This window comes from Actinophytocola sp. (assembly GCF_035762905.1).
In the GTDB taxonomy this organism is placed as follows: domain Bacteria; phylum Actinomycetota; class Actinomycetes; order Mycobacteriales; family Pseudonocardiaceae; genus DASYTH01.
Genome location: NZ_DASUCC010000110.1, coordinates 1 through 23,771, shown reverse-complemented (window position 1 = coordinate 23,771; position 23,771 = coordinate 1). Strand labels below are relative to the sequence as shown.

At 68.7% G+C, this 23,771-nt stretch carries 19 protein-coding genes; 10 read left to right on the top strand and 9 right to left on the bottom strand.

Annotated elements, in window-relative coordinates:
• Nucleotides 1–120: 120 nt before the first annotated feature.
• Nucleotides 121–2,004, bottom strand: a complete 1,884-nt coding sequence (gene nhaA / locus VFV67_RS24005; RefSeq protein WP_326472882.1) for a Na+/H+ antiporter NhaA — start codon at nucleotides 2,002–2,004, stop codon at nucleotides 121–123.
• A 356-nt stretch (nucleotides 2,005–2,360) separates the two neighbouring features.
• Here nhaA and VFV67_RS24000 point away from each other — a divergent pair, with 356 nt between their 5' ends.
• Both VFV67_RS24000 and VFV67_RS23995 read left to right on the top strand, forming a co-directional pair.
• On the top strand, nucleotides 2,361–3,158 hold the full coding sequence (locus VFV67_RS24000; RefSeq protein ID WP_326472881.1) for a hypothetical protein: 798 nt from the start codon (nucleotides 2,361–2,363) through the stop codon (nucleotides 3,156–3,158).
• Between the two features lie 66 nt (nucleotides 3,159–3,224).
• The gene (locus VFV67_RS23995; protein WP_326472880.1) at nucleotides 3,225–3,698 is read left to right on the top strand and encodes a GNAT family N-acetyltransferase; all 474 of its coding nucleotides are present in this window, start codon (nucleotides 3,225–3,227) and stop codon (nucleotides 3,696–3,698) included.
• A 17-nt stretch (nucleotides 3,699–3,715) separates the two neighbouring features.
• On the opposite strand, the gene VFV67_RS23990 is transcribed toward VFV67_RS23995, so the two are convergent.
• Nucleotides 3,716–4,921, bottom strand: a complete 1,206-nt coding sequence (locus VFV67_RS23990) for a glycoside hydrolase family 76 protein (RefSeq protein WP_326472879.1) — start codon at nucleotides 4,919–4,921, stop codon at nucleotides 3,716–3,718.
• Between the two features lie 159 nt (nucleotides 4,922–5,080).
• On the opposite strand from VFV67_RS23990, the gene VFV67_RS23985 reads away from it, so the two are divergent.
• The gene (locus tag VFV67_RS23985; protein ID WP_326472878.1) at nucleotides 5,081–5,896 is read left to right on the top strand and encodes a DUF4241 domain-containing protein; all 816 of its coding nucleotides are present in this window, start codon (nucleotides 5,081–5,083) and stop codon (nucleotides 5,894–5,896) included.
• A gap of 1 nt (nucleotide 5,897) precedes the next feature.
• Here the strand turns inward: VFV67_RS23985 and VFV67_RS36840 are convergent, their stop codons facing one another.
• Both VFV67_RS36840 and VFV67_RS23980 read right to left on the bottom strand, forming a co-directional pair.
• Complete coding sequence (locus VFV67_RS36840; protein WP_414636337.1) at nucleotides 5,898–6,404, bottom strand: hypothetical protein; 507 nt, start codon at nucleotides 6,402–6,404, stop codon at nucleotides 5,898–5,900.
• Nucleotides 6,405–6,592: 188 nt separating this feature from the next.
• The gene (locus VFV67_RS23980) at nucleotides 6,593–7,480 is read right to left on the bottom strand and encodes a helix-turn-helix domain-containing protein (protein WP_326472877.1); all 888 of its coding nucleotides are present in this window, start codon (nucleotides 7,478–7,480) and stop codon (nucleotides 6,593–6,595) included.
• Nucleotides 7,481–7,878: 398 nt separating this feature from the next.
• Here VFV67_RS23980 and VFV67_RS23975 point away from each other — a divergent pair, with 398 nt between their 5' ends.
• Nucleotides 7,879–9,465: a toll/interleukin-1 receptor domain-containing protein gene (locus VFV67_RS23975; protein ID WP_326472876.1), complete on the top strand. Its 1,587-nt coding sequence runs from the start codon at nucleotides 7,879–7,881 to the stop codon at nucleotides 9,463–9,465.
• Between the two features lie 5 nt (nucleotides 9,466–9,470).
• Here VFV67_RS23975 and VFV67_RS23970 read toward each other — a convergent pair whose 3' ends face one another.
• On the bottom strand, nucleotides 9,471–10,037 hold the full coding sequence (locus VFV67_RS23970) for a hypothetical protein (RefSeq protein WP_326472875.1): 567 nt from the start codon (nucleotides 10,035–10,037) through the stop codon (nucleotides 9,471–9,473).
• 130 nt (nucleotides 10,038–10,167) lie between these two features.
• Nucleotides 10,168–11,157 carry a hypothetical protein gene (locus VFV67_RS23965; protein WP_326472874.1) on the bottom strand — a complete coding sequence of 330 codons (990 nt, stop codon included), beginning with the start codon at nucleotides 11,155–11,157 and terminating at the stop codon, nucleotides 10,168–10,170.
• A 147-nt stretch (nucleotides 11,158–11,304) separates the two neighbouring features.
• Between VFV67_RS23965 and VFV67_RS23960 the strand changes: the two genes are divergently transcribed.
• The 5 genes from VFV67_RS23960 (at nucleotide 11,305) to VFV67_RS23940 (ending at nucleotide 17,364) form a co-directional block, all read left to right on the top strand.
• Nucleotides 11,305–11,673 (top strand): GntR family transcriptional regulator, encoded by a 369-nt coding sequence (locus VFV67_RS23960; RefSeq protein WP_326472873.1) that lies wholly within the window; start codon nucleotides 11,305–11,307, stop codon nucleotides 11,671–11,673.
• Complete coding sequence (locus tag VFV67_RS23955; RefSeq protein WP_326472872.1) at nucleotides 11,670–12,554, top strand: ABC transporter ATP-binding protein; 885 nt, start codon at nucleotides 11,670–11,672, stop codon at nucleotides 12,552–12,554. The genes VFV67_RS23960 and VFV67_RS23955 overlap by 4 nt, the downstream gene beginning before the upstream one ends.
• Nucleotides 12,551–13,255, top strand: a complete 705-nt coding sequence (locus VFV67_RS23950; protein WP_326472871.1) for a hypothetical protein — start codon at nucleotides 12,551–12,553, stop codon at nucleotides 13,253–13,255. The genes VFV67_RS23955 and VFV67_RS23950 overlap by 4 nt, the downstream gene beginning before the upstream one ends.
• Nucleotides 13,256–13,375: 120 nt before the next feature.
• A complete protein-coding gene (locus tag VFV67_RS23945) occupies nucleotides 13,376–15,886 on the top strand; it encodes an alpha-L-arabinofuranosidase C-terminal domain-containing protein (RefSeq protein WP_326472870.1) in 2,511 nt (836 codons plus the stop codon).
• On the top strand, nucleotides 15,886–17,364 hold the full coding sequence (locus VFV67_RS23940; protein WP_326472869.1) for a family 43 glycosylhydrolase: 1,479 nt from the start codon (nucleotides 15,886–15,888) through the stop codon (nucleotides 17,362–17,364). Before VFV67_RS23945 ends, VFV67_RS23940 begins: the two co-directional genes overlap by 1 nt.
• 31 nt (nucleotides 17,365–17,395) lie before the next feature.
• Here the strand turns inward: VFV67_RS23940 and VFV67_RS23935 are convergent, their stop codons facing one another.
• The 3 genes from VFV67_RS23935 to VFV67_RS23925 form a co-directional block, all read right to left on the bottom strand.
• On the bottom strand, nucleotides 17,396–18,814 hold the full coding sequence (locus VFV67_RS23935) for a hypothetical protein (RefSeq protein ID WP_326472868.1): 1,419 nt from the start codon (nucleotides 18,812–18,814) through the stop codon (nucleotides 17,396–17,398).
• Between the two features lie 85 nt (nucleotides 18,815–18,899).
• Nucleotides 18,900–20,027: a helix-turn-helix domain-containing protein gene (locus VFV67_RS23930; RefSeq protein WP_326472867.1), complete on the bottom strand. Its 1,128-nt coding sequence runs from the start codon at nucleotides 20,025–20,027 to the stop codon at nucleotides 18,900–18,902.
• A gap of 28 nt (nucleotides 20,028–20,055) precedes the next feature.
• Nucleotides 20,056–20,379: a YciI family protein gene (locus VFV67_RS23925; protein WP_326472866.1), complete on the bottom strand. Its 324-nt coding sequence runs from the start codon at nucleotides 20,377–20,379 to the stop codon at nucleotides 20,056–20,058.
• A 79-nt stretch (nucleotides 20,380–20,458) separates the two neighbouring features.
• Here VFV67_RS23925 and VFV67_RS23920 point away from each other — a divergent pair, with 79 nt between their 5' ends.
• Nucleotides 20,459–22,714, top strand: coding sequence for a DUF6351 family protein (locus tag VFV67_RS23920; RefSeq protein WP_326472865.1), 2,256 nt, complete (start codon nucleotides 20,459–20,461; stop codon nucleotides 22,712–22,714).
• The last annotated feature ends 1,057 nt before the right edge of the window (nucleotides 22,715–23,771 follow it).

Below are 23,771 nucleotides of genomic sequence, written 5' to 3'. Positions count from 1 at the left end.
GTCGGGAGCCAACGCTCCGTGTGACGGTCTCGTCACCATGCGCGCCCAGGACACACTACGTCCACTTGAGCCGGAACGCAGGTCCTGGCCGGCACCGTGGAACGCCTCCGGGGTCGACCGCTAGGGAACCAGTTCGGTACGCCGCCGGGCGTCGCGGATCGCGGCGGAGAGCGCGTCGAGGTCGAAGTTTCCGTGGTGGCGAAGACCGTTGATGAAGAAGGTCGGCGTGCCGGACACCCCGCTCAGGTCGGCGGAGTCCACGTCCTGGGCGACCCATCCGGCGCCGGCGTTCCCGCGCAGGTCGGCAGAGAACTGGCTCACGTTGAGGCCGAGCCGCGCCGCGTGCCGGACCAGTTGCATCGGCAGCAACTCCTTCTGGTACTCCAGCAGCAGTGCGTGCATGTCCCAGAACCGGCCCTGGGCCGCGGCCGCTTCGCACGCCTGCGCCGCCAGCGTCGCGTTCGGATGGACCTCGCCGATCGGCAGGTGCCGCCAGACGTAGCGCACGTCGCCGCAATCGTCCAGCAGCCGGCGCACCACGTCGTCGGCGGTGTGGCACCAGGGGCATTCCAAGTCGCCGTACTCGACCACCGTGATCGGTGCCTGGTGCGGGCCGCGGATGTGGTCCCGGTCCGGGTCGACCGGCACGGCCAGGTCGACGACGCGCTCCGCGGTGCCGAGCAGCGCGCGGTCGCGCACCGGTGCGGGCAGCAGCGCGGTGGCGCGGGACAGCGCCCAGGCCAGCACCGAGCCGAGCAGCGCCGCGGACAGGATGCCGAATTTGGCCTCGTCCAAGGTGTCGCCGGTGAAGGCCAGGGACGCGATCAGCAGCGACACGGTGAACCCGACGCCCATCAGCAGACCGGATCCGGCCACCGCGGCCCAGCCGACCGGGGGGCGCAGCCGGCCCCGGCTCAGCCGGGTGACCAGCACCGTGCCGCCGACGGTGCCGATCAGCTTGCCGAGCACGGAGCCGATCACGATGCCGAGCGTCACCGGCGAGGTGACCGCGCGGGACACCAGCTCGCCGTTGATCACGACGCCGGCGTTGGCCAGCGCGAACAGGGGCACGATCAGGTAACTGGTCCACGGGTGGAACAGCATGGCCAGCCGCTCGTTGGGGGAGATCGCCCGGCGCACCCGGATGTCGGCCTCGCGGGCCGCCTCCGGCGTCGGATGCACGCGAAACAGCCGGAAACTGCGGTAGGCGTGCTCGAGGTCGACCCGGGCCGGGGGCTGGGCGTAGGTCAACAGCCCCATGGCCAGCCCGACGATGATCGGCTCGACCCCGGCGTTCACCAGCCCGACCCACACCGCGAGGCCGAGCAGGAAGTACATGGGGCTGTTGCGCACCCGGACGGTCTTGAGCGTCAGGACCACGCCGAAGATCGCGATCGCGACCAGCAGCGGCGGCGCCGATACGTGGTGTTCGCTGTAGACGGCGGTGATGACCACCAGTGCCACCAGGTCGTCGACCACCGTGACGGTCAGCACGAACACCCGCAGCGCCGCCGGGAACCGGGGTCCGACGACGGCGAGGACGCCGAGGGCGAACGCGGTGTCGGTGGACATCGCGGTGCCCCAGCCGGCCGCGGTTTCCTTGCCTGCGTTGAGCAGCAGGTAGATCAGGATCGGGACCACCATCCCGGCCAGCCCGGCAACCACCGGCAGCATCAGCCGGCGCCGCTCGCGCAGCTCGCCCATGTCGAACTCGCGGCGCGCCTCCAGCCCGACGACGAAGAAGAAGAACGTCATCAGGCCGGCGTTGATCCAGTGGCGGAAGTCCAGCGCGACGCCGTGGTCACCGGCCGCGATGGACAGCTCGGTGTGCCAGAACGACTCGTAGGACCTCGCGTCCAGATTGACCCATACCAGCGCCACCACGGTGGCCGCCAGCAGGACGGCGGCGCTTCCGGTCTCGGTCCGCAGGAACATCCGCAGCGGTGTCTGCAGGTTGCGTGCCCACGCGGTCCGTCCGGAGAAGGGCGCCTTGGCATCCGTCATGCCCGGATTCTGGGCCAGCACGGGAAATCCCACGACTGGAACCAACACCCGCCATCTCGCAAGGTTCGCCCCGAACGGGCCGGAATCCCAGCCCTCCGGGTGAACCTGCCGTCACCGGGCGATGCTGCGGGTGACCGGTGCCGGCCGTGCAACGAGTTTGCCTCGGCGTGCACCTGGCTTGGAGTTGCTTTGGCACATTCGGCCACCATGGGGGTCCGATTACAGGGGTGAGAGCGGAGAACATGGTGAGAATTCCGATCCGGGCCGGGCTGGGTATCACGGCGGCGTTGGCGGTGACATTCGTCCTGGTTTCTCCCGCCAATGCGGCCGAACCGGCGAGCAGATACAACGGACCCATGGACGACGACGGTGAAGGCGTGGCCTACGAATGCGTGCGACCGCGCGATCCCAAGGCGCCCATCGAAATGTGGGCGCTGGACGGTTCCGACACGACCTTCCGGTTCAACGGTGTCACCTGGGGCGGCAAGAAACCGTGCGACGACGGTGAACTGCGGATCAGCAAGTTCCCCCCGGTACGGATCAACGGCAGCCTCATGTACCTGCAGCGCGGTTACACCGGTTCGACGGAGCAGGACCCCGAAGCCATCCGGCACGGCCACGTGCGGGCCGACGACCTGAGCCAGGCGGGCCTCAAGAAGCTTCGCCGGCCGGTCTCCCCCGGAGCCCGAAACGGCCGGCCGTGCGCCCGCACCAAGAACGTCGTGTACTTCAACAATCCGGGCCAGATTCCGGAGAGCTTCCAGTACAAGCCGAACCAGAAATCCTCGGACTGGGACAACTACGGCGATCCGGCCCAGGTCGACGGCGAGTTCCACCCGCCGGGCCTGCACTACAACTATCTGTTGTGGAGTTGGCTGACCGACGCGCAGGACACGGCCAGGAAGAACCCCGGTGGCGGCCAGATCCGAGCGGTCGTCAAGAAGAACGACCGAATCCGGCTCTGCGATGTCGATCCGATCACCAGCCCGGCATACGAGGAGGGCACGAAGAAGGTCATCGGCTACGTTCGCGGGATGTACGGCCGCGCCCGGAGCAACTCCGGCCAGTCCGTCGAGGGTTGGTTCGTCCATTCCTGGCGCCCGGCCAGCAGTAGCCGATGGACCGAGCTGGTGTCCCGAACCCCGGTGCCGTAGCTCGTGGTCCGGCTGCTGGTACGGTCAGCGCACTGATCGGTGCCGACCAGGTCTGAGGGGGCGCTTGTGGCTGAGGTGGCACTGCGGCGGATCGAGGACTCCGACCTCGATGCCCTGTTCGAACTGCAGCGGGATCCGGAGTCGGTCCGGATGGCGGCCTTCGTTTGGCGGGATCCCGACGACCGCACCGCATTCGATGTCCACATGGCGAAGATCAGGACTTCTCCCGAGTGCAACCCCCACGCTGTCACGGTCGATGGACAACTCGTCGGCAGCATCGCGAGTTTCGTCATCGAGGGCGACACCGAGGTCACGTACTGGATCGACAGAGCGTTCTGGGGGCAGGGCATCGCCGGCCGGGCGCTCGCCCTGTTGCTGGAATCGGTTCCGGTGCGGCCGGTGTTCGCCCGCGCCGCGAGCGACAACGTGGGATCGCTCAAGGTGTTGCAGCGGGCGGGATTCGTCAGCACGGGCACGGAGATCGCGTTCGCCAAGGCGCGGAACACGGAGATCGAGGAAACGATCCTGCGCCTTGACTAGGCCGCGTTCGGTCGGGGTCAGGTCAGCTTGCGGTAGTCGGCTCGATCCCAGGCCAGCATGGCCTCGACGCGGATCATGGCGGACTGTTCGAGGAGGCTGACCGAGCCGGGGAAGAAGTGGTAGATGCCGGTGGCGGGGTCGCGGAACCGGCGGCGGGACTCGTCGGCGAACCACTCCAGAGTGGCCCGGTACACCGGGTTGGGGACGACGGTGGAGAGCAGCAGGAGGTTGGCGAAGAGGATCGCGGTGAACCGGGGTTGGGTGAAGTAGCGGTCCTCTTCGGCGTAGTAGGCGAGTGCTCTGGTGGCGGTGTCCAGGGCGTGTTCGAGGTAGGCGCGGCGGCCGGTCGCGCGGTACAGCAGCGCACCCGCGCCGATCATGACGCCTTGGTTGTAGGTCCACTGGGTCTGCTCGATGACGCCGGCCAGATCGACGTGGTCCCAGTAGAGACCGTTCGGCGCGAGCATGTTGGTCCGGACCCAGTCGTACATCCGGGTCGCCCAGTCGAGGTAGTACCGCCGGCCGGTGAGCAGGTAGAGGTGCAGACCGACTTCCGCTCCGGGCGCGTTCGACACGGTGTTGCGGTCGTTGCTCCACGGCGCCTGGGTCCAGAACACGCCACCGGGAAGGGGATGCGTGGGATCGGTGTCCCAGCCGAACACCAGTAGGTCGAAGATCTCGGCGGCACGCCGGATGGCGGCGCGGTCACCGCCCGGGGTCAGGTAGTGCCGCTGCAGGAACGCGAGCGCGAGCCACTCGTTGTCGTCATAGAACTTGTCCCCGCCCTGACCGAGTGGCGGCCGCAGGTACGAGTCGTAGCCGGGTGGGGTGGTCTCGCGGTTCCAGTAGGCCTCCAGCGCGGTGTACCGGTCGGCGAGGTCGTCGCGGTAGCGTCCGCCGATGCCGGGAATGCCGGACAGCAGTTGGGTTCCGATCAGCGCCTGGGAGAACGGCCAGACATAGGACCAGGGGTTGCCGCCGGTGCGCGGGAACTCCTCGAGGAAGAACGAGGTCGCCGGGTCGTAGTAGTGGCGCAGCAGCGCGGCGTAGGTGTCCTGCGCCCGGTGCGCGAACTTCGCCCGGCTCCGTGCCGAGGGCCCGTCGTCGGCCCGCGCGACGGGCGTGCCGAGCAACCCGTTGGCCACCCCGACGGTGACGCCGAGACCGGCGGCCAACGCCGTGCGCCGGGACAGGCCGCCGGACCCGTCGACGTGGTTTCGCATCGTTCCCCCTCGGTGAACTCGCACTCGAGGTGCAGGTATAGCCGATCCGGCGTTGTGCGATTCCGGAGTGCCCGCCGCACAAACAACCCCGCACAACCCGACCCCGACGGCCCGGCTGCGGTCGGGTATCTTTGCCGCCCGGCCGACCTGGGGGAACAGATGATCGTCGATACGAGGCCTTCGTGGTGGAGTCGCCAAGGCGTGTGGTGGCTGGTGGTCGTGTTGTTCGTCGGGGCGTGGGCGGTCAGCCTGCGGGACTGGCGCAATGGTGAGCGCGGTGGTACCGCGGCCGCGGACCCGCAACCGGCTCCGGTGCCGCAGGACCCGGGGCCACCGATCCGCCGTACCGGTTTCGAGTCGCTGTTCCAGCCCGGGGCGCCGGTGCGGGTGGAGGGTGACCCGGCGGTGCTCGCCGTGCGTGAGGTCGGCACCCTTGACCTGCCGTCCGGCCGGCTGATCGCGTGCGATCCGTTCGTGCTGGCGGACTTTCCGGATACCGAACAACCTTTTCAGGTGGCGGTTCCGCCCGGCAGGTACCCGGTGTCGATCTCGCTCACCCAACCCGCGGGCGACACGCCGCTCCGGTTGGGAACGCGGGTGGTGGCGGCCCGACTCACGATCCGCCCGGAGCCGGTCACCCGGTGGGACCTGGCGTTGCGGCCCGGCGACGACCCAACGACCCTGCAGCCCAACGAGTTCTTCGGGTTCGGCGTCGACACCGGAACGGCGGCCTTCCTGGACGCCGCGTCGATACCGGCACTACAGCGGATCGGCGGACCCGAAGGCCAACTGTCCGAACAGATGGACGACACCGGCCTCGAGCCAGGCGGCTGGGACGTGCCCGATCCCGTCAGCGGCCACAACGTGATCGCCTTCAACTCCGGCCTCGGCGACGGCGCCTACCCAACCTGGATCGGCTGGACCGCCACCAACCAGCCCGCCGTATTCGTCACCGACTTCCTCGTCGTGGACTGAGTCAGCGGTCCCGTAGAGCGGGATTCAGCCCTTCGCCGTACGGTGGCCATCCCGGCGAACCAGATTCATCACGGAAAAAAGCCCTGAGTCGGGTTGCCCTGGAGCGGGCCCAACATGGTCCAGATGAACACCAACAGCCAGACGATCGATGTCTGGGACCCTTGACTATCTCCGAGCGCCGGACCGGCGACACACCGTCAAGTGATTCCCCTGCACGAACATTTTTGAGGACCGCGACCTCGTCCGGAGCCCCTACCGCCCACCCAAGCTCATCGAGACTGCACAACATGCCGTACGAGGATTCACCTCTGTAGCTACGTCTTCGCATCCTTCTCACAGTCCGGACGGTGGCAACCGTAGCACCGGGTGGCGCCACCGCGACAAGGCTCTCTGCCGTCACCACTGGTCGACCACCGAACACGATCTGCACCGGACCCTCGCCACAGCCCAGGTCCACATGCGCGAGCCAGATTCGGTCAGCCCGGGGGTGGTCCTCCACTTTGACCACCCGCCCGACCACCGCACCACTGGTGATCACAGTCACCACGCCACCATACGCACGAACCCCAAACAGTGCAGACGACGGCAGAACCCAAAGTGGATACGGCCATGTGTGGTCGCCACCAGGGCGAGATCATCACGCCCACGGTTCGGCCGCAAGTCTCACAATTCGGGATGGTCACTAGTCGTGTTCGCTCAATTACCTATCGTATTCGAACGGCCCATCGACCACAGCACTTCGAACGCCTCACATGCCTGTGCGTTTTGGGCAGGGCTCATCAGCATGTCTGCGTTGGAGTCATCGTTCGGACTGTTTAAGTAGCCAAGCCACACTCCATCGCGAAGGTATTTATTGAATTGAGTATAGAGTCCAGGTTCTTCAAGCACGAATCCTGCGTCAAGACGGTACAGGCCAGATCCGGTCATTACCGGTATGGTCAGCCAGCGGAACGCGCAATTCTCATGTAAATGATCTCCGCCGATCCCCTTGGCTAGTAAATCTCGGAAGGCCACAACGGCCTCGCTCTGAATACCGGCAAGCAAGAACCGGTACTTACATCCTTTTGCCAAGTTGGCCGCGACGACCTGCAGGAACCGACCGGCAACGACGTCACCGTCCTCGATGTCGATGACGTTCGGGCTGAGGTCGGTGCTGACGATATCGACCTGACGGCAGTAGCGCTCCACGCGCAGCACCTCATCCTGCTGGATCAGCCCTTCCCGTCCCACCGTCTCGGATTCGGCCAACTCGCGGGCCACCTCGTTGACCCGATCAGCGAGAACGCGGCCGATACGAGTAAGAAGGTCGGACTGTCGACTCGCCCGCGCCTGGACGTTGACTATCGCGCGCTCGACGTACTTCGCTACGGATCCATGATCAGCCGGAGCAGCTAGTGGCTCGCCGTAGACCAGGTAGTCGAGGCTTACACCGAAGAACTCAGCCAAGGCCAGGAGGCGTTGGAAGCTCGGGCGAGTTTGGCCACGCACGTACTGTGACAGGGCCGCAGCTGTCACTCCGACCGCGTCCAGGACAGCTTGACGATTTCGACCGTACCCGCTGCGCTGGATCAAGCTCGCGAGCATCTCCCCAAACTTAACTGTCCTCTCCATCACGCTTGATCCTCTCGAGGGAATTCGCAGACCAGTCGTTACATTGCCCCATCGTTAAGTCAGACTTTACGTGAAGCCCAACTAAACTTCTGCTTTGAACTGAGGCCGTCCAAGATTATGATGAGGTGGAAGTACAGAATGGTCAAGATCGAATAAACGCGATCAGCGCCCCTAGCACTGTTCGTTACCTCCGACAACAAACTGTCTTCTTCTTGTCCAATTGGTTCATTGGGTCGGCTCACCCGACTCCCCTCGCACCTGGAGGCGGTCCAATGAGCGACTGTGGTCAGACTCGTGACGAACGCACCGGATCGGCTGTCTGGCAGGAAACTGGGCCGGGTACGCGTGCTCTCAAGAGGTCGGCGTGCAGTGTGTTCATCTCGTACGCGCGGGCGGACGAGGGTGATCGGGCCAGATTGGCGGCGCATCTTGCGCCGATGGTTCGCGAGGGGCTCATCGAATTGTGGCATGATCGCGTGATGGAGGCCGGCGCGGACTGGGCCAGTACCATCGAGCGCCGGCTGAATACGGCGGATATCGTCGTGCTGTTGGTGAGCGCCGATTTTGTCGCGTCAATTTTCTGTTTTGAACGGGAGCTGACGGACGCGTTGCGGCGACATCAGGACGATGGGGTTCGGCTGCTGCCGGTGATCGTCAAGCCGGTTGACTTCGCGAACCTTCCGTTCGCCAGGTTTCATGCGCTTCCGTCGAACATCGTACCGGTGAGTCTGTGGAGCGATGTCGATTCGGCCTGGCTCGATGTCGCGCAGGGTATTCGTCGGGTCGTGACGGAGATGCACGCGTCGCAGACATTCCTGCCGGCGCCGCGGACTCCCGCCGCATCGGAGAAGAGCAGCCTGGGTCAGCAGTTGGCGGACTACTACGGGCCGAACAGCTGCGTGATCGATGGCGCGCTTGTCGATGACGGTCGGATCGAGTGGGTGCCGTTGGACGGCAACTCGGCCAACATGCGCTTCGGAAACCTGCTGCCGCTCAACCGGCGGCACCGCGTCCGGCCGCTCCGTGGAGCCAGCGGCCCCATGGAGCGGACCGGGTTCCGGTTCGGGTTCGCGCTGACCGCGGAGCATCTACTGCACCGGTCGCGCCAGCACTTCCACGAAGGCAGTCCCGCGTTGGCGTTCGGGTGCGCCCGCCTCGGTGACGCGCTTTCGGTGCGGTATCCGGATGTCTTCGCCACCCGGGAGGCGGACGGGTGGAACCTGTTGTCGTTGTGTCTGGCTTATCTGCCATACCGGATACATGGCGCTCTGCTTGAGGCGACACTGCAGCGGGTGCGTTACCGGCTCGCGCACCCCGTCGACTGCCCGGACGACTACTGCGCGGCATTACTCCTCGCCGTTGCGAATCTCTACCAGGACATCGGCTGCTGGGCCCGGGCGGAGCGGCTCTACGAACATGTCCTGCGAGCGCGGCCCACAGCCATCACCGAAGCCGCGGTGCTCCGGCGGCGGACCATCGGGCAGTTCTTCACCGGATCGGACGATCGGCAGATCGGGGAAAGCTTCCGACGGATCGCGGAGTACAAGACCGGCGTCGAGTTCCGGGTTTCCGTCGCCATCGCGCACGGGTGGTGGCAGCTCCTTCGCGACCGGCCCGAGGAGTGCCTGCAACTGCTCGAACCCTTCGACTTCGACGATGAGGTGGAGGCTTCGGTGTACAGCCCGCACATCGCCTTCGAGCTCAAGCTGACCCAGGCCTCGGCCCTTGACTTCCTTGGGCTGAGTTGCCGTCCGCAGCTCGACCTGGTGCGGCGGCTCACCGGACGCTGGTCCCGGACAGGCTTACGCCCGGTCTTCACCAACCAGATCGCGCCCACCGTGCTGGCGCCTCAGGCGGCCGCCCTGATCGAACCGCTCAGTTCCGCCATGGCCCCGACGACCGCACTGTTCGCCGAACTGGACGCCACGGCCACCGCCTTGCTGGCCGCCCGCGGGTAACGAGGTTACCGGTCCGTGGCCGGGCGTTTCGGGCGGTGCCAGGGGACTTCGAGTTCGCCGTCGACCGGTAGTGCGGCCCATTGGGTGGCCAGGTCTTCGAGCAGGCGGCGAGCGGCGGCGAGTTCGGCGGCGGTGTAGGGGAACGGGTCCTGCCGGACGACTCCCCAGTACCGGCGGGCCCAGCTGAGCAGGTCGCCGCGGGCGCCAGTCTCCACCGCGTCGTGGAACATGGCGGCGAGGGATTCGGCGACGGTAAGGGCGCGGGATGCGTTGTTGGCCCGGAGAATCCGCTGTGAGCGCTGACGTTCGTCGTGACGGCGGCGACCGGAGACGATCCGCATGTCGCCCATGAGTGCGCCGGACATGATGCTGCCGAACACGCCGTCGGCCATCCGCAGTTCGCGCTCGGTGGCGACGTGGGCCAGGTCATGGGGAACGCGATGTTTGCGGTCGAAAGTCGGCACGAAAACCACGGCGCCGTCGGGCCGGTGCACATGGCACCGGTAAGCGCCGTTCGCGCCCTTGGTGAACACCACCTTCGGGCGCACGCCGGACCCGTGTGACGATCGCACCCATCGATTCTGGGCACCGGCGCACCGGCGGGACAACCGAGTTTTCGCGCCGATGGCCTGCCGGCTGAGGGATCCCGGTCAATGAAAGAGGCCCGGCCGGGTGCACCCGGCCGGGCTCTGTCGGGGTCGATCAGTTGGTGCGACGGCGACGGCCCGCGAGCAACAGCCCGCCGCCGAGGCCGAAGGCGATCAGGCCGAGCACGGCGATCCCGCCGACGGACGCGCCGGTGTCCGCCAGGTTGGCCGTGCCGGCGCTGGCCTGCGCGGCCGGAGTGGTCGTCGTGGTGGTCGTGGTCGTCGTCGGCGGGGTGGTGCAGTCCACCGTGACGGACTCGGTGTGGTCGACGCCGTTCGCGACGACCTTCACGGCGAAGGTTCCGTCATCGGTCGGAAGCTCGTCGACGACGACCCGGTACTCCAGGTTGTCGAGCTCGAAGACCGTCTCGACTCCTTCCGGCAACTCGAGTTCCTCGGTCGTGACGGTGAAAGTCCTTGAGTCGCCCTCGATGTTGAAGACCCGGATGGTCACCACGCCGGCGCCGTCCTCGCAGCGGACGAACACCTGGACCGGATCGTCGACCGGGCCGATCTCCGCACACCGGTCGACGGACACGTCCGCGACGGTCACCAGATCGAGGATGTGGGCGCGGACCTGGTAAGCGCCGGCATCGACCGGGAACTTGATCACCTTCGTCTCGTCCTGCTCGAGGGAGACGTTCTGGGTCTGGAGCGGATCAGCCGAGCCGTCGGCCCGCAGCAGGTCGACCACGTACGCCGTGCCGCGCTCGCTCGGGTTGGTGACACTGACCTCGACGGATCCGGCGTCGCCGGTGCACACGCTGGCGACGGCAAGCTCGGCGGGCAGGATCGGTGCCGGGTCGTCGTTCTCGGTCCCGTCGTCCTGGGCCGGGTTCGACGGCGGCGGATCGACCGGCGCGGGAACCACGACGGGCTGGGACTGCGTCGGCGGAATCCCGGGGCCGATCGGTTCGGTCGGTGGCGGGCTCGACTCCGCGGGCGGCGGCAGCGTCGGCTCCTCCTGGGCGATCGCGACGCCGCCCGTCCCGACGAGCGTGAGGCCGATCAGCCCGGCTAACAGAACCGTGCGAACTTTCAGCAATGGACCTCCCCCAATAGGAGCCACCCAGTTGACCCACCCGACCGAGCGGGTGCCACACACCGTACCGCACCTGTCGCCAACGGTGGCTTGACGGCGCCACTCGGATGGTCCTATGGTTCATTACATCAGTAACGAACCGAGGTGGTCATGTTCGACGACCGAAGCCCGATCTACCGCCAGATCGCCGAACGGATCAAGACCGACGTGCTGAGCGGCTCGCTGGGGCGCGATCAGCAGGTCATGTCGACCAACCAGTACGCCGCGTTCTACCGGATCAATCCGGCCACCGCGGCAAAGGCGTTCCAGCAACTGGTGGACGAGGGCGTCCTGTACAAGAAACGAGGCATCGGCATGTTCGTCAGTCCGGACGCCCGGGACGTGTTGCGGGCCGAACGCAGGAAGACCTTCTTCACTGACGTGGTCGAGCCGATGGTCGCCGAGGCGCAGGCCATCGGGATCCCGATCGCCGAGGTGATCGGGCGGATCAACGAGATCGCGAACGGACCGGCCCGATGACGTTGGGCATCGAGGTGACGGACCTGCGGCTGAACTACGGCACGGTCACCGCGTTGGACGGACTCACGTTCAGCCTTTCCGGCGGCCGGATCTACGGTCTGCTCGGCCGAAACGGCTCGGGCAAGACCAGCCTGATGTCCGTGCTCGCCGCGTTCCGCAAGGCATCCGCCGGCACCGTGCTGATCGACGGCCAGCCGGTCTGGGAGAACCCGGCGATCACCCGCCAGGTCTGCCTGATCCGCACCAACGTCGACACGCTCGGCAGCACCGACCGGATCAGCGCGGCACTGGATTTCACCGCCTGGCACCGGCCCAGCTGGGATGCCGAGTTCGCCGCCACCCTGCTCGACCGGTTCCGGCTGTCCGCGCGCACGAAGATCGGCGCACTGTCGCGTGGCCAGCGGTCCGTGCTCGGCGCGGTGCTCGGGCTGGCCAGCCGGGCGCCGGTCACCATGTTCGACGAGTCGCACCTGGGCATGGACGCCCCGACCCGGTACGCCTTCTACGACACGCTGTTGACCGACTTCATCGCCCACCCGCGCACGATCATCGTCTCCACCCATCTGATCGAAGAGGTGAGCCCGCTGTTCGAGCGGGTGCTGATCATCGACAACGGGCGGCTGGTCCTGCACGAGGACGCCGATGCGTTGCGCGCCCGCGGGGTCGCGGTGACCGGGCCGGCGGACGCGGTGGACCGGTTGGTCGCCGGGCACACGGTGCTCGGTGAGAAGAGCCTCGGGCCGACCAAGTCCGCCATGGTGTTCGGCCCGGTCGACGACGCCTTCAAGGACCGGGCCCGGCGCGCCGGCCTCGAGCTCGGACCGATCGGCCTGCAGGACCTGTTCGTGCACCTCACCGAACCCGCCGGAGAATCGCGATGAACACCAGAACCTGGTCTATCGCCCGCTTTCCGCAGGAGGGCGCGAACGCCTTCGCCGTCCTGCTGTGGCTGGGCTACTTCCTGCTCATCGTCGGCATCACGGTCGTCGTCTCGATGACCGGCACCGTCGGGGAGAGCATCTGGGGCAACGCCACCACGTTGCCGCGCTGGTTCGCCTGGGGCACCGGACTCTGGTTGACCGGGAGCTACCTTCGGCTGCACGTCGCGCACGGCAGCACCCGGCGCGAGTTCCTCCAGCGGAGCACGGTCTACCTGGTGGCGTTCGCCATCCTGCTCGGCTGCCTGATCACCCTCGGGTTCCTGCTCGAGTGGGCGCTGTACGCGGCCACCGGCCTGCGGCATCCGCTCGCGACCGAACCCGCGGCCCTCGTCACGCAGATCCTGCCGACGTACATCCTGATCTTCGGAGTGTGGTCGGCGGTCGGCACGTTGGTCGCCGCGGGCTATCGCCGCCTGGCCGGAACCGGTCTGCTGATCACGATCCCGGTGGGCGTCGCCACGGTGGTGCTGACCGAGGACGCGCTGGACACCCGCTATCTGGGGAAGTGGATCGGGTTCGACCTGTCCCTGATCGGCTCGTTGCCGGTGGGGGTCGCGATCGGGGTGGCCGGATTCCTGGTCGCCCTGGCCGGCACCTGGGCGCTCTGCCGAGACGTCGCGGTACCCGGCACCGGCGTCTGACTCCGTCCATAGTGGACATTGTGCGGCCGTTGACGGGACCGGGCGTCACCTCTAGTGTCGATTGCGTTACCCCTCGCTCGAACGTTGTTCGAAATAGCGAACTCGGCCGGCAGGTGCGCAATGAGGTTTCTCCCTGGCCGGTCTCGGATTCGTCTGCTGGTTGTCGGGCTGGCCGCCGGCGTGATCGTCGGCCTGCCCGGCACCGGTAGTGCTGCCGAGACCGAGTACACGATGAGCGTGGACGTCGCGGGCAGCGGGCCGGCGATCTCCGACACCATGTACGGGGTCTTCTTCGAGGACATCAACCGGGCGGCTGACGGCGGCCTGTACGCCGAGTTGGTGCAGAACCGGTCGTTCGAGTACGACCGGCTCGACAACGCCAGCTTCACGCCGCTGACCGGCTGGGCCCCGGCAGCCGGCTCGACCCGGGTGGAGGTCCTCGACGATGCCGGCCGGCTGGGCGAGCGCAACCGGCGCTACCTGAGCCTCGGCCTGCCGGCCGGGGTGATCAACGCCGGCTACAACTCCGGCATCCGGGTGGAACAGGGCAAGACCTACGACTTCTCGGTCTGGGCGCGCACCGACGCCACGGCCGGCACCCCGCTGACCGCCGCGCTCACCGATCCGGCCGGCCGCAACCTGGCCGAACCGCTGCGGCTGGCGGTGCGCGGCGACGGCTGGGCGCGCTACTCGGGCGCCCTGCTCGCCCGCACGGCAAGCATCACCGGGCGGCTCCTGGTCAGCGGCGCCGGCGCCGGGACGCTGCGGCTGGACATGGTGTCGTTGTTCCCGCGGGACACCTTCCGCAGCCGGCCCAACGGGATGCGGCGCGACCTGGCGGAAAAGGTCGCCGCGCTGCGGCCCGGGTTCGTGCGGTTCCCGGGCGGCTGCCTGGTCAACACCGGCAGCCACCAAGGTTACGAGGCACCCAACTGGGAACGGCGCCGCTCCTACCAGTGGAAGGACACCATCGGCCCGGTCGAGCAGCGGGCCACCAACGCCAACTTCTGGGGCTACAACCAGTCCTACGGGCTCGGCTACTTCGAGTACTTCCAGTTCGCCGAGGACATCGGGGCGATGGCGCTGCCGGTGGTGCCCGCGCTGGTCACCGGCTGCGGCCAGAACCGGGCCACCGACGACCCGGCGTTGCTGCGCCGGCACATCCAGGACACGCTGGACCTGATCGAGTTCGCCAACGGCCCGGCCGACTCGACCTGGGGCCGGATGCGAGCGCAGATGGGGCACCCGCAACCGTTCGGCCTGACCCACCTGGCCGTGGGCAACGAGGAGAACCTGCCGGACGCGTTCTTCGTCCGGTTCACCGAGTTCCGCGCCGCGATCGCCGCCAGGTACCCGGACATCATCGTGGTCAGCAACTCCGGCCCGGACGACACCGGCGGCACGTTCGACCGGCTGTGGCAGCTCAACCGGGACGCCGGGGTGGCCATGGTCGACGAGCACTACTACAACAGTCCGACCTGGTTCCTGCAGAACAACGAGCGGTACGACAGCTACGACCGCAACGGCCCCAAGGTGTTCCTCGGCGAGTACGCCTCGCTGGACAACCGGTTCCGCAACGCGCTGGCCGAGGCCTCGTACCTGACCGGGTTGGAGCGCAACGCGGACGTGGTCCGGCTCGCCTCCTACGCCCCGCTGCTGGCCAACGAGGACTACGTGCAGTGGCGGCCGGACATGATCTGGTTCAACAACCGGGCATCCTGGGGCTCGGCGAGCTACGAGGTGCAGAAGCTGTTCATGACCAACGTCGGCGACCATGTCGTGCCCAGCACGGCGAGCCGCACACCGTCCACATTGGAACCGATCTCCGGTGCGGTCGGGCTGTCCACCTGGGGCACCGCGGCCGCCTATGACGACGTGCTGGTGACCGCGGCCGACGGCCGGCAGCTGTTCGCCGACGACTTCTCCGGCACCGACGAGAAGTGGACCAACATCGCCGGGCGCGGCGCCTGGGCGATCAGCGGCGGCGGCTACGTGCAGTCCGACGCGGTCGCGGAGAACACCATGGTGATGGCCGGCGACCCGGCATGGCGCGATTACGACCTGAACGTCAAGGCCACCAAGCTGTCCGGCCGCGAGGGGTTCCTGATCGGGTTCGGGGTCAAGGACTCCAACAACTACTACTGGTGGAACCTGGGCGGCTGGAACAACACGCAGAGCGCGGTGGAGCAGGCGGTCGGCGGCGGGAAGCAGATCATGATCGCGGACGGCACCCGGATCGAGACCGGCCGGCAGTACGACGTGCGCATCCAGGTCCGCGACCGCACCGTGGCGCTGTTCCTGGACGGGCAGAAGTGGGGCGAGTTCACCGACAACCGCCGGGTGGAGCCGTTCCGCCAGGTCGTCACCCGGGATCTGGCCACCGGCGAGATCGTGGTGAAGGTGGTCAACGCGCAGGACAACGCCGCACGCACGGCGATCGAGCTGCGCGGGGCGCCGGTCGAACGCGCCGCCCGGGTGACCACCCTGACCGGCCACCCGGACGACGTGAACACCCAGTTCACCACCCCGATCGCGCCCCGGCAGTCCCAACTGACGGTCGGCCCGGCATTCAGCCACACCTTCCCGCCGAACTCGGTGACGTTCATCAGGATCAGGACGAGGAGCGCGTGATGACCGGACTGGACCGCCGATCCCTGTTCCGCGCAGGCGGTGCCGTCACGGCCGCGAGCGTGCTGACCGGTGCTCCGGCCACCGCCGTGGCCGAGCCGGCCGGCGACCGGCAGGCGCAGGCGCCGGCACTGACCACCCGCAATCCGCTGGTCGAGCAGCGGGCCGACCCGTTCATCACCCGTCCGGTTCGCGGCATGTATTACCTGACCGGCTCGGTGCCCGAGTACGACCGGGTGGTGGTGCGCGGAGCGTCCACTCTGGACGGTCTGGCTGATGCCCGGGAACGCACCATCTGGCGGCGTCCGGCCAGCGGAACGATGGCCGGCTTCATCTGGGCACCCGAACTGCACCGGATCGGCGATCACTGGTACGTGTACTTCGCCGCGGGCGACTCCGACGACCCGTTCCGCATCCGCACCTACGTTCTCGAGTCCGCCAACGACGACCCTCGCGCCGAGGGCTGGGTGCTGCGCGGGCGGATGATCACCCCGTGGGAGTCGTTCACCCTGGACGCCACCACGTTCACGCACCGGGACCGGCGCTACTTCCTGTGGGCACAGCACGAGCCGGGCATCGACACCAACACCAACCTCTACCTCGCCGAGATGTCCTCACCGCTGGCCATCACCGGGACGGTCGCCCGGCTGTCGGTGCCCACCGCGAGCTGGGAGATCCAGGGCTTCCGGGTCAACGAGGGGCCGGCCGTGCTGATCCGCAACGGCCGGGTGTTCGTCACGTTCTCGGCGAGCGCCACCGACGCCCGCTACTGCATGGGTCTGCTCACCGCCGACGAGAACGCCGACCTGCTCGACCCGCGGTCCTGGACCAAGTCGGCCAACCCGGTGTTCAGCACGAACGCCGCCACCAGCCAGTTCGGGCCGGGTCACAACTCGTTCACCGTCGCCGAGGACGGCCGCACCGACGTCCTCGTCTACCACGCCCGCGACTACCGCGACATCACCGGCGACCCGCTGTTCGACCCAAACCGGCACACCCGGGTGCAGCAGCTGCACTGGAACGAGGACGGTACCCCCAGCTTCGGTGTTCCGGTCGGCAAGGGCGGACCGATTAGCCGGCTGTCCCCCGTGGACAGTCCGGCACTCGTGCTGCGACACTTCGAGTTCCGGCTTCGGTTCGAGGGAAACGTGCGCGAGCTGGGCGACTCCCAGTTCCGATTCGTACCCGGAAACCTCGGCGCCCGAACGGTTTCACTGCGGTCGGTGAACTTCCCGGACCGGCACGTGCGGGTGCCGACCGGTGACGTGCCGCGCATCGATCCGTTCGAGGACAACGACCGCTACGGGCTGGACACCAGCTTCGTCCGCGAACCCGGCCTTGCCGACCGCTCGGCGGTGTCCCTGCGGCTGACCACCGACGCCCGCATGTTCCTCGCCCACGACGGAAACGGCCGGCTGGTCGTGTCCCAGCCGGGCCGCGACCGGATCGAACGGGCACGGGCCACGTTCCGCATCAGCTGAGGTCCAGCCGGTGCATTCCTCGTCCGGCCGGTCAGTGGCCGGTTCGGGTGAGGAAGGGGATCAGGGTGTCCAGGAACTCGTTGTGCGGGGCGGCGGAGTTGGGGTCGTTGTGGGCGTAGGTGCCGGCGCGGTCGACCAGGGTGAGCCGGCGGTCGGGGATGCCGGACTGGCCGGCCAGGGCGCGCGCGGCGTCGAGCACACCCTGGCCGCCGAGGGCGGCGCCGAAGGCGTAGATCGGGAGGTGGCGCCCCAGATCGGCGCCGTGGGTGGCTTTGACGTCGAGGATCTGCTGTGCCGGGTTGGGGTTTCCGGCCGCGACGGCACCGGCGTCGATGGTCAGCCGGAGCGGGTGGTACCAGGCGCTTCCGTCCACACCGGACAGACCGGTGCCGGACAGCATCCTGGCGTAGCGCTGGATCGGGGTGATGTCGCCGGCCGGGTCCCAGCCGCGCGGATCGCCGGCCGCGGCCAGTTGGCCGGCGTGCACGTGTGCGGCCCGCAGGTTCGGCGGTGCCGTGTCGGTGTCGACCGAGAAGCCGAACTGGGCCTCGTTGGTGGCCGGCACCGGGGGCTTCAGGTTGGGTGGCAGCAGTGGGAAGTCCTGGGCCAGTGAGCGTTCGTTCGGGGCGGTGACCGTCGATGTCGAGCCGGTCATCGAGAACAGGCCGAGGAACGGTGTCGGGATGCCGCCGAACGCGAGCCACGGCGTACCGTTCGTCAGACTCTGCAGCGCCTGGGTCGCCTGCTCGGGAGATATCGGGGTCGGGTTGCTGCCGCCGTCGATGTAGACCAGGCCGGACAGCTCCCGGGCACCGGGGCGACCGTTGAAGTCCCAGGTGGCGTACGCGGTGGTGATCGAGCCGCCGAGCGAGTGCCCGCCGAGCACCACGCGCCGACCGTGCGCGCCGGCCGCCCGGACCACCCGGTGCAGATCCTCGATCTCGACGTTCATCCCCCACCCGCGGGCGAACCCGACCGCGGCGTCGGGTACCGGCACGAAATGGTCCGTGATCGCCGGGTTGGTCGCCCAGCCCAGGTAGTAGTCGAAGAACTGTTGCTGGGTAACGGTTCCGCGCTTCACCGCGTCGAGCACGGTGTGGTCCTCGAGCCGGTTCTCCCGGCGCTCCACCGACCACACCTGCCAGGTGCACCGGGTCCGCCGCACGATGTCCTCGGCCAGCGGCCGGAAGTAACCCGCGCCGGCCGAGGTACCGGGGCTGAGCACGAGCACGTTGCGGGCCCAGGATGATCCCACCCTGAGCACGCCCACCCGGTCCAGTTCGTCCGGCGTCGCGGGATCGTCGAAACCCGCCAGCCAGGAGAACCGGGCGTCCGAGCACCCGGGCCGGCCGGGAGCACCGGTCGCGGCGGCGGCCGGGGCGGTCGTGACCGCCAACCCGATGACGATCGTCGTGGCAATCCGGCGAACCACCCTGTCGCGCCCTCGCATGACCGTGACGCTATTGCGCCGCCGCAGGCCGTTCAATGGCGGCCGGACGAACCTGGGCCGGTTCGGCTGTGCACCCGCACAACGGTTAACGCAGGCCGACCGCCAGGTAGACCTCGGCGAGATCCCGGGCGCTGGTCAGGTCCAGCCCGGTCAGCTCCTCGATCTTCCGCAGCCGGTAGCCGACCGTGTTCCGGTGCACGTGCAGCCGCTCACCGGTGGCCGAGCGGTCGAAGTCGTTGGCCACGTAGGCCCGCAACGTGTCCAGCAGCTCGTGATGCTCCGGGTCGGCCAGCGGGTCGACGACCCTGGCGCGCAGCCGGTCCGCCTGGTTCGGCGCCCGGTACATGATGATCTCCATCAGGTGCTCGGTCACCGTGATCCGGCCGTGCAGTCCCGCCCGGCGGCCGTGCTCGGCCAGCGCCGCGACGTCCTCGCGCAGTTCGGCGATCTCGGCCAGCGGCACCGGATCCGCCGTGGCCAGCAGGATGCCCGGGCCCTGCGCCACGTCGGCCAGCGTGACCGGCCGGTCGGCGAGGCCGACGGTGCGCGGGCCGTCGGTCACAGTCAGCCGCCAGCCGCGCCGCCGCAGCCGCGCCGCCAGCGCCGCGTGCCGGCGCAGCGGCTGACCGGGAAGCACCACCGCGAACGGCGCATAGGCCGCCCGGACCGGAACGCCGAGCCGCTCGGCCAGTTCGAGTGCGTGTTGGTCGAGCGGTGCCCCGGCGGTGATCGCGTCCAGCAGATCCCTGGTGTGCCGCTCCTCCTCGGACACCAGCGCGTCCCGCTCGGCCAGGTAGGTGTCGGTGACGTCGGCGGCGACCCGGTCCACGTACCGCATCAGCAGATCGGCCGCGTCGACCAGCGCACCGGTCTCGTCCGCCCGCGCGTGCCGCCGGATCAGCTCCCAGCCCACCTGACGACCGACCCCGAAGGCACGCAACAGATCCTCCAGCCGCACACCCTCGCTGGCCCGGTCCCGGGCCCAGTCGCGCAGCGGGCCGAAGTCCTCGTCCGGCGGCGGCTCACCGGTGGACAGCCAACGCCACCACCGGCGCAGGTTGCGGCGCAGCCCGACGACGATGTCCTCCTGCGATGCCTCGGGTAGCCGGTTCAGCGCGGCCACCTCGGCGCGCAGCGCGCCGGTCAGTTCCCGGCTGGCGACGTCCAGCGGAATGCGCGCCACGATCGCCACCACTCCGGCGTAGGGCTCCACCCGCCCTTCGTACCACGCGCGGCCCTGATCACCGGGCCTGGCGGCCGTCCAGCCACAGCGTCCAGGACCGGACCTCCTTGATCCGGAGCACGCCGCTCGCGGCCCAGGGATCGGCCGCGAACACCGCGCGCAGTTCGGCCTCGTCGGCACACCGCACGGCGAGCAGCGCCACGTCATCCTGGTTCCGGCCGCCGATCGGACCGCCGATGAGCACCACGCCGCGGTCCACCAGACCGTCGGCGAATGCCGCGTGCTCGTCCCAGCCGGCCTGCTCGCGAATCCCCTTCGAGTGCTCCCAGTTGGGACCCTTGCCCGTGGTCACCGCGAACACCGCCATGACGCCCCCGTCCATTGTGGACATATTGACGCTGCCGAGGTCGCACCCTACCGTTGCGGTGCCTGGGGTGGACGACGAGGTCCGGGAGGATCGCATGGGTCGCCGGAATGGTGTGGTCGCGGTCCTGGCGGTGGTGGGACTTCTCGTCCCCGGCGCGCCCGCGGTGGCCGAGCCGGACGGCTGGCATGGCGGTGACCTGCGGCTGGAGGTGCTCTCCGGGCCGGCGCGGTATGTGAGCGGGGGCGCGGCGCGGGTGCGGGTGGTCGTGCCGCGTTCGGTGGCGCTGGACGACGTGGCCGTGACCGTGAACGGGCGCGACGTCAGCGACTCGTTCGGGCCGGACGACCGGGCGCCGCACGCGCTCGAGGGGGTGCTGCGTGATCTCCCGCTCGGGTCGAGCACGGTCGCCGCGCGGGTGCCGGGACGGTGGCGCCCGGACCGCGCGACGGTGACGCTGGTCAACCATCCGATCAGCGGGCCGATGTTCTCCGGACCGAAACAGCCCGACTTCTTCTGCTCGACGCCCGCGCACCTGGCCGGGTTCGACCTCGCCGGACCGTTCCTGGATTCGGACTGCGCGCTGGCGACCCGGGTGGGGCACTACTACCTGTCCACCGCGGGCGGCTGGCGGCCGTTCGATCCCGCCGCGCCGCGACCGGCGGACCTCGCGCAGACGCCGACCGGCGTCGACTTCGTGATCCGGTGGGAGCGCGGGACGATCAACCGGTTCATCTACACGATCGCGGTGCTCGACCCGACCGTGTCCGGGCCTTCCTCGTTGCCGCACTGGAACCGCAAGCTGATCTACTATTTCGGCGGCGGCGTGGCGATCGGGCACTACCAGGGGTCGAACAACCAGAGCGAATCCCGTTACGTGCACGGGCTCGGGGCGGGCTACGCCATCGCGTGGTCCACCGGAACCAAGACCAACACGCACTACAACCTCGTGCTCGGCGGCGAAACCGCGCTGATGGTGAAGTCCCGGTTCGTCACCGAGTACGCCGACCCCGAGTACACCGTGGGTCTCGGCGGCTCCGGTGGCGGCATCCAGCAGTACGTCTACGGGCAGAACCATGCGGGGCTGCTGGACGGCGCGGTGCCGCAGCACTCGTACCCGGACATGGTCACCCAGACCATCCACGTCGGCGACTGCGAGCTGCTCGAGCGCTGGATGGACCTGCAGGCGCGCGCCGATCCGAACTCGAAATGGCGGATCTGGTCCAACCGCACGCAGTTGGAGGGGCTGGCGTCCTCGGACACCGTGGCCAACCAGTACCAGCCGCTCACGCCCTGGCTGGCCGCGCCCGGTTCGACCGAGTGCGTCAAGGGATGGCGCGGGCTCTCGCCACTGGTGCTCAACCCGAAGTTCGGCACCGCACCCGGGATCACGCCGGAGCAGCAGGCCCGGGTGGAGTGGACGCACTGGAACGACGCGGTGAACGTCTACGGGCGCGATCCGGCCACCGGGTTCGCCCGGTCCACCTGGGACAACGTGGGCGTGCAGTACGGGCTGCGGGCGCTGCTCGATCGTGGTTTGACGCCGGCGGAGTTCCTCGACCTCAACGCCACGGTCGGCGGGTGGAAGTCGCCGGAGCTCGCGGTGCAGGAGGGCTGCCCGTTCATCAGCGCGGCCTGCCCCGCCGACATCGACGTGTGGAGCGCCCGCAACATCACCGCGCCGGACGCGAACGGCGTGGCACCGCGCACTGCTGGCAACGTGGAGGCGATGCGGGCGGCGTACCGGTCCGGGCTGGTGTTCGACGGGCGGATCGACATCCCGATCATCGACTGGCGGCACTACCTCGACGGCGAGCTGGACATGCACAACGCCCGGCAGTCGTTCGCTTCCCGGCAGCGCATGCTGGACCGGCAGCACAGCTTCGCCAACCAGGTGGTGTGGTTCACCGACGCCCGGCCCGCCCGGGCATTCGACCAGACACCGCTGGCCCTTGCCGTGATGGACGAGTGGCTGACCAACATCCGCGAGCACCCGTGGCGGGGCGTGGTCGGCAACAAGCCGGCGCGCGCGGTGGACAGCTGTTTCGCCACCGACGGCACCCTGCTGCACAGCGGCCCCGACGCCTGGCACGGCATCATCGACGGTCGCCCCGCCGGCCCGTGCACCCAGCGCTTCCCCATCCACGGCACGTCGCGAACCGTGGCCGGTGCACCATTCGACGAGCAACACTACAAGTGCGCCCTGCAGCCCGTCCGGATCGCAATGGCGCGCGGCGTGTACGGCTGGTGGCGACCGAGCGCGGCGGAACTGACCCGACTCGAGCAGATCTTCCCGACCGGGGTCTGCGACTACCGCAAGCCGGACGTCGGCCGCCCACAACACTTCGGCTGACCGCACGGCCAAACAACAACCCCAGCACGGCAAGCGACTCACTCCAGCCCAGCGAACGGCCGGCCCAGGCACCCGAGCCACCGGCTCCGGGTCGGCGAGTCGCCGATTCCGACACCCCAGCCGCCGGCTCCGGGTCGGCGAGTCGTCGATTCCGGCGCCCGAGTCGCCGGTGCCAGCACCCGAGTTCTCGGCTCCGGCACCCGAGTTCTCGGCCCCCAGCACCCGAGTTGCTGGCTCTGGTATGCGAGTTGCCAGTTCGGGGACGTGAGTTGCCGGGTCGGGCCGGCGGGTTGTGGTCCGGTTGGTAGGTGCGGCGGCGGTGGGGCCTGGCAGGGGTTCCCGGCTGCATCGGAACGCCGGGGCGGTTGCGCCGGCAGGGCTGGGCACGGCGTTCCGCCGCACGGTTGTGGACAGGTGCTTCGTGCTGGAACCCGGGGCGCGGCCTGTCCACAACCGTGCACCGGGTTGGGGTGGCGCCTTGGCGGGTCGGTGGGGTGGGGTGGCGATTCTTGGGGTGGTCGGCTGGTTGCTCGTAGGGGCCAGTCGGGCGGTCGCGAGATGAGGGGGCAGGACTGGGGTGAGGTGGGTGGGGAGTTGGGTTGGGTTTGAGATGGGTGGGTGGGGGGTTTGGGGTGGATGTGAAGGCCGCCTCCGGGGACAGAGGTGACCTTGGGGTTGGTGGGTTGGGGTTTGAGAGGGGCTGGGTGGAGTGGATGGGGAGGTCGCTTCCGGGGAGGGAAGCGGCCTCGGGGTGGCGTGCGAGTTGGTGGGTCGGGATTTGAGATGGGCTGGGAGCGGTGGATGGAGGGTTGGGGTGGATGCGAAGGCCGCCTCCGGGGACAGAGGCGGCCTTGGGGGTGGCGTGGGGGTTGGTGAGTTGGGGTTTGAGAGGGGCTGGGTGGGGCTGGGGTAGTCGCTTCCGGGGACAGAGGCGGCCTTGGGGTGGCGTGGGGGTTGGTGGGTTGGGGTTTGGGATGGGCTGGGTGGGGTGGGTGGAGGAGTGGGGTGATGGGAAGGCCGCCTCCGGGGAGGGAGGCGGCCTTTGGGTTGGGTTGGA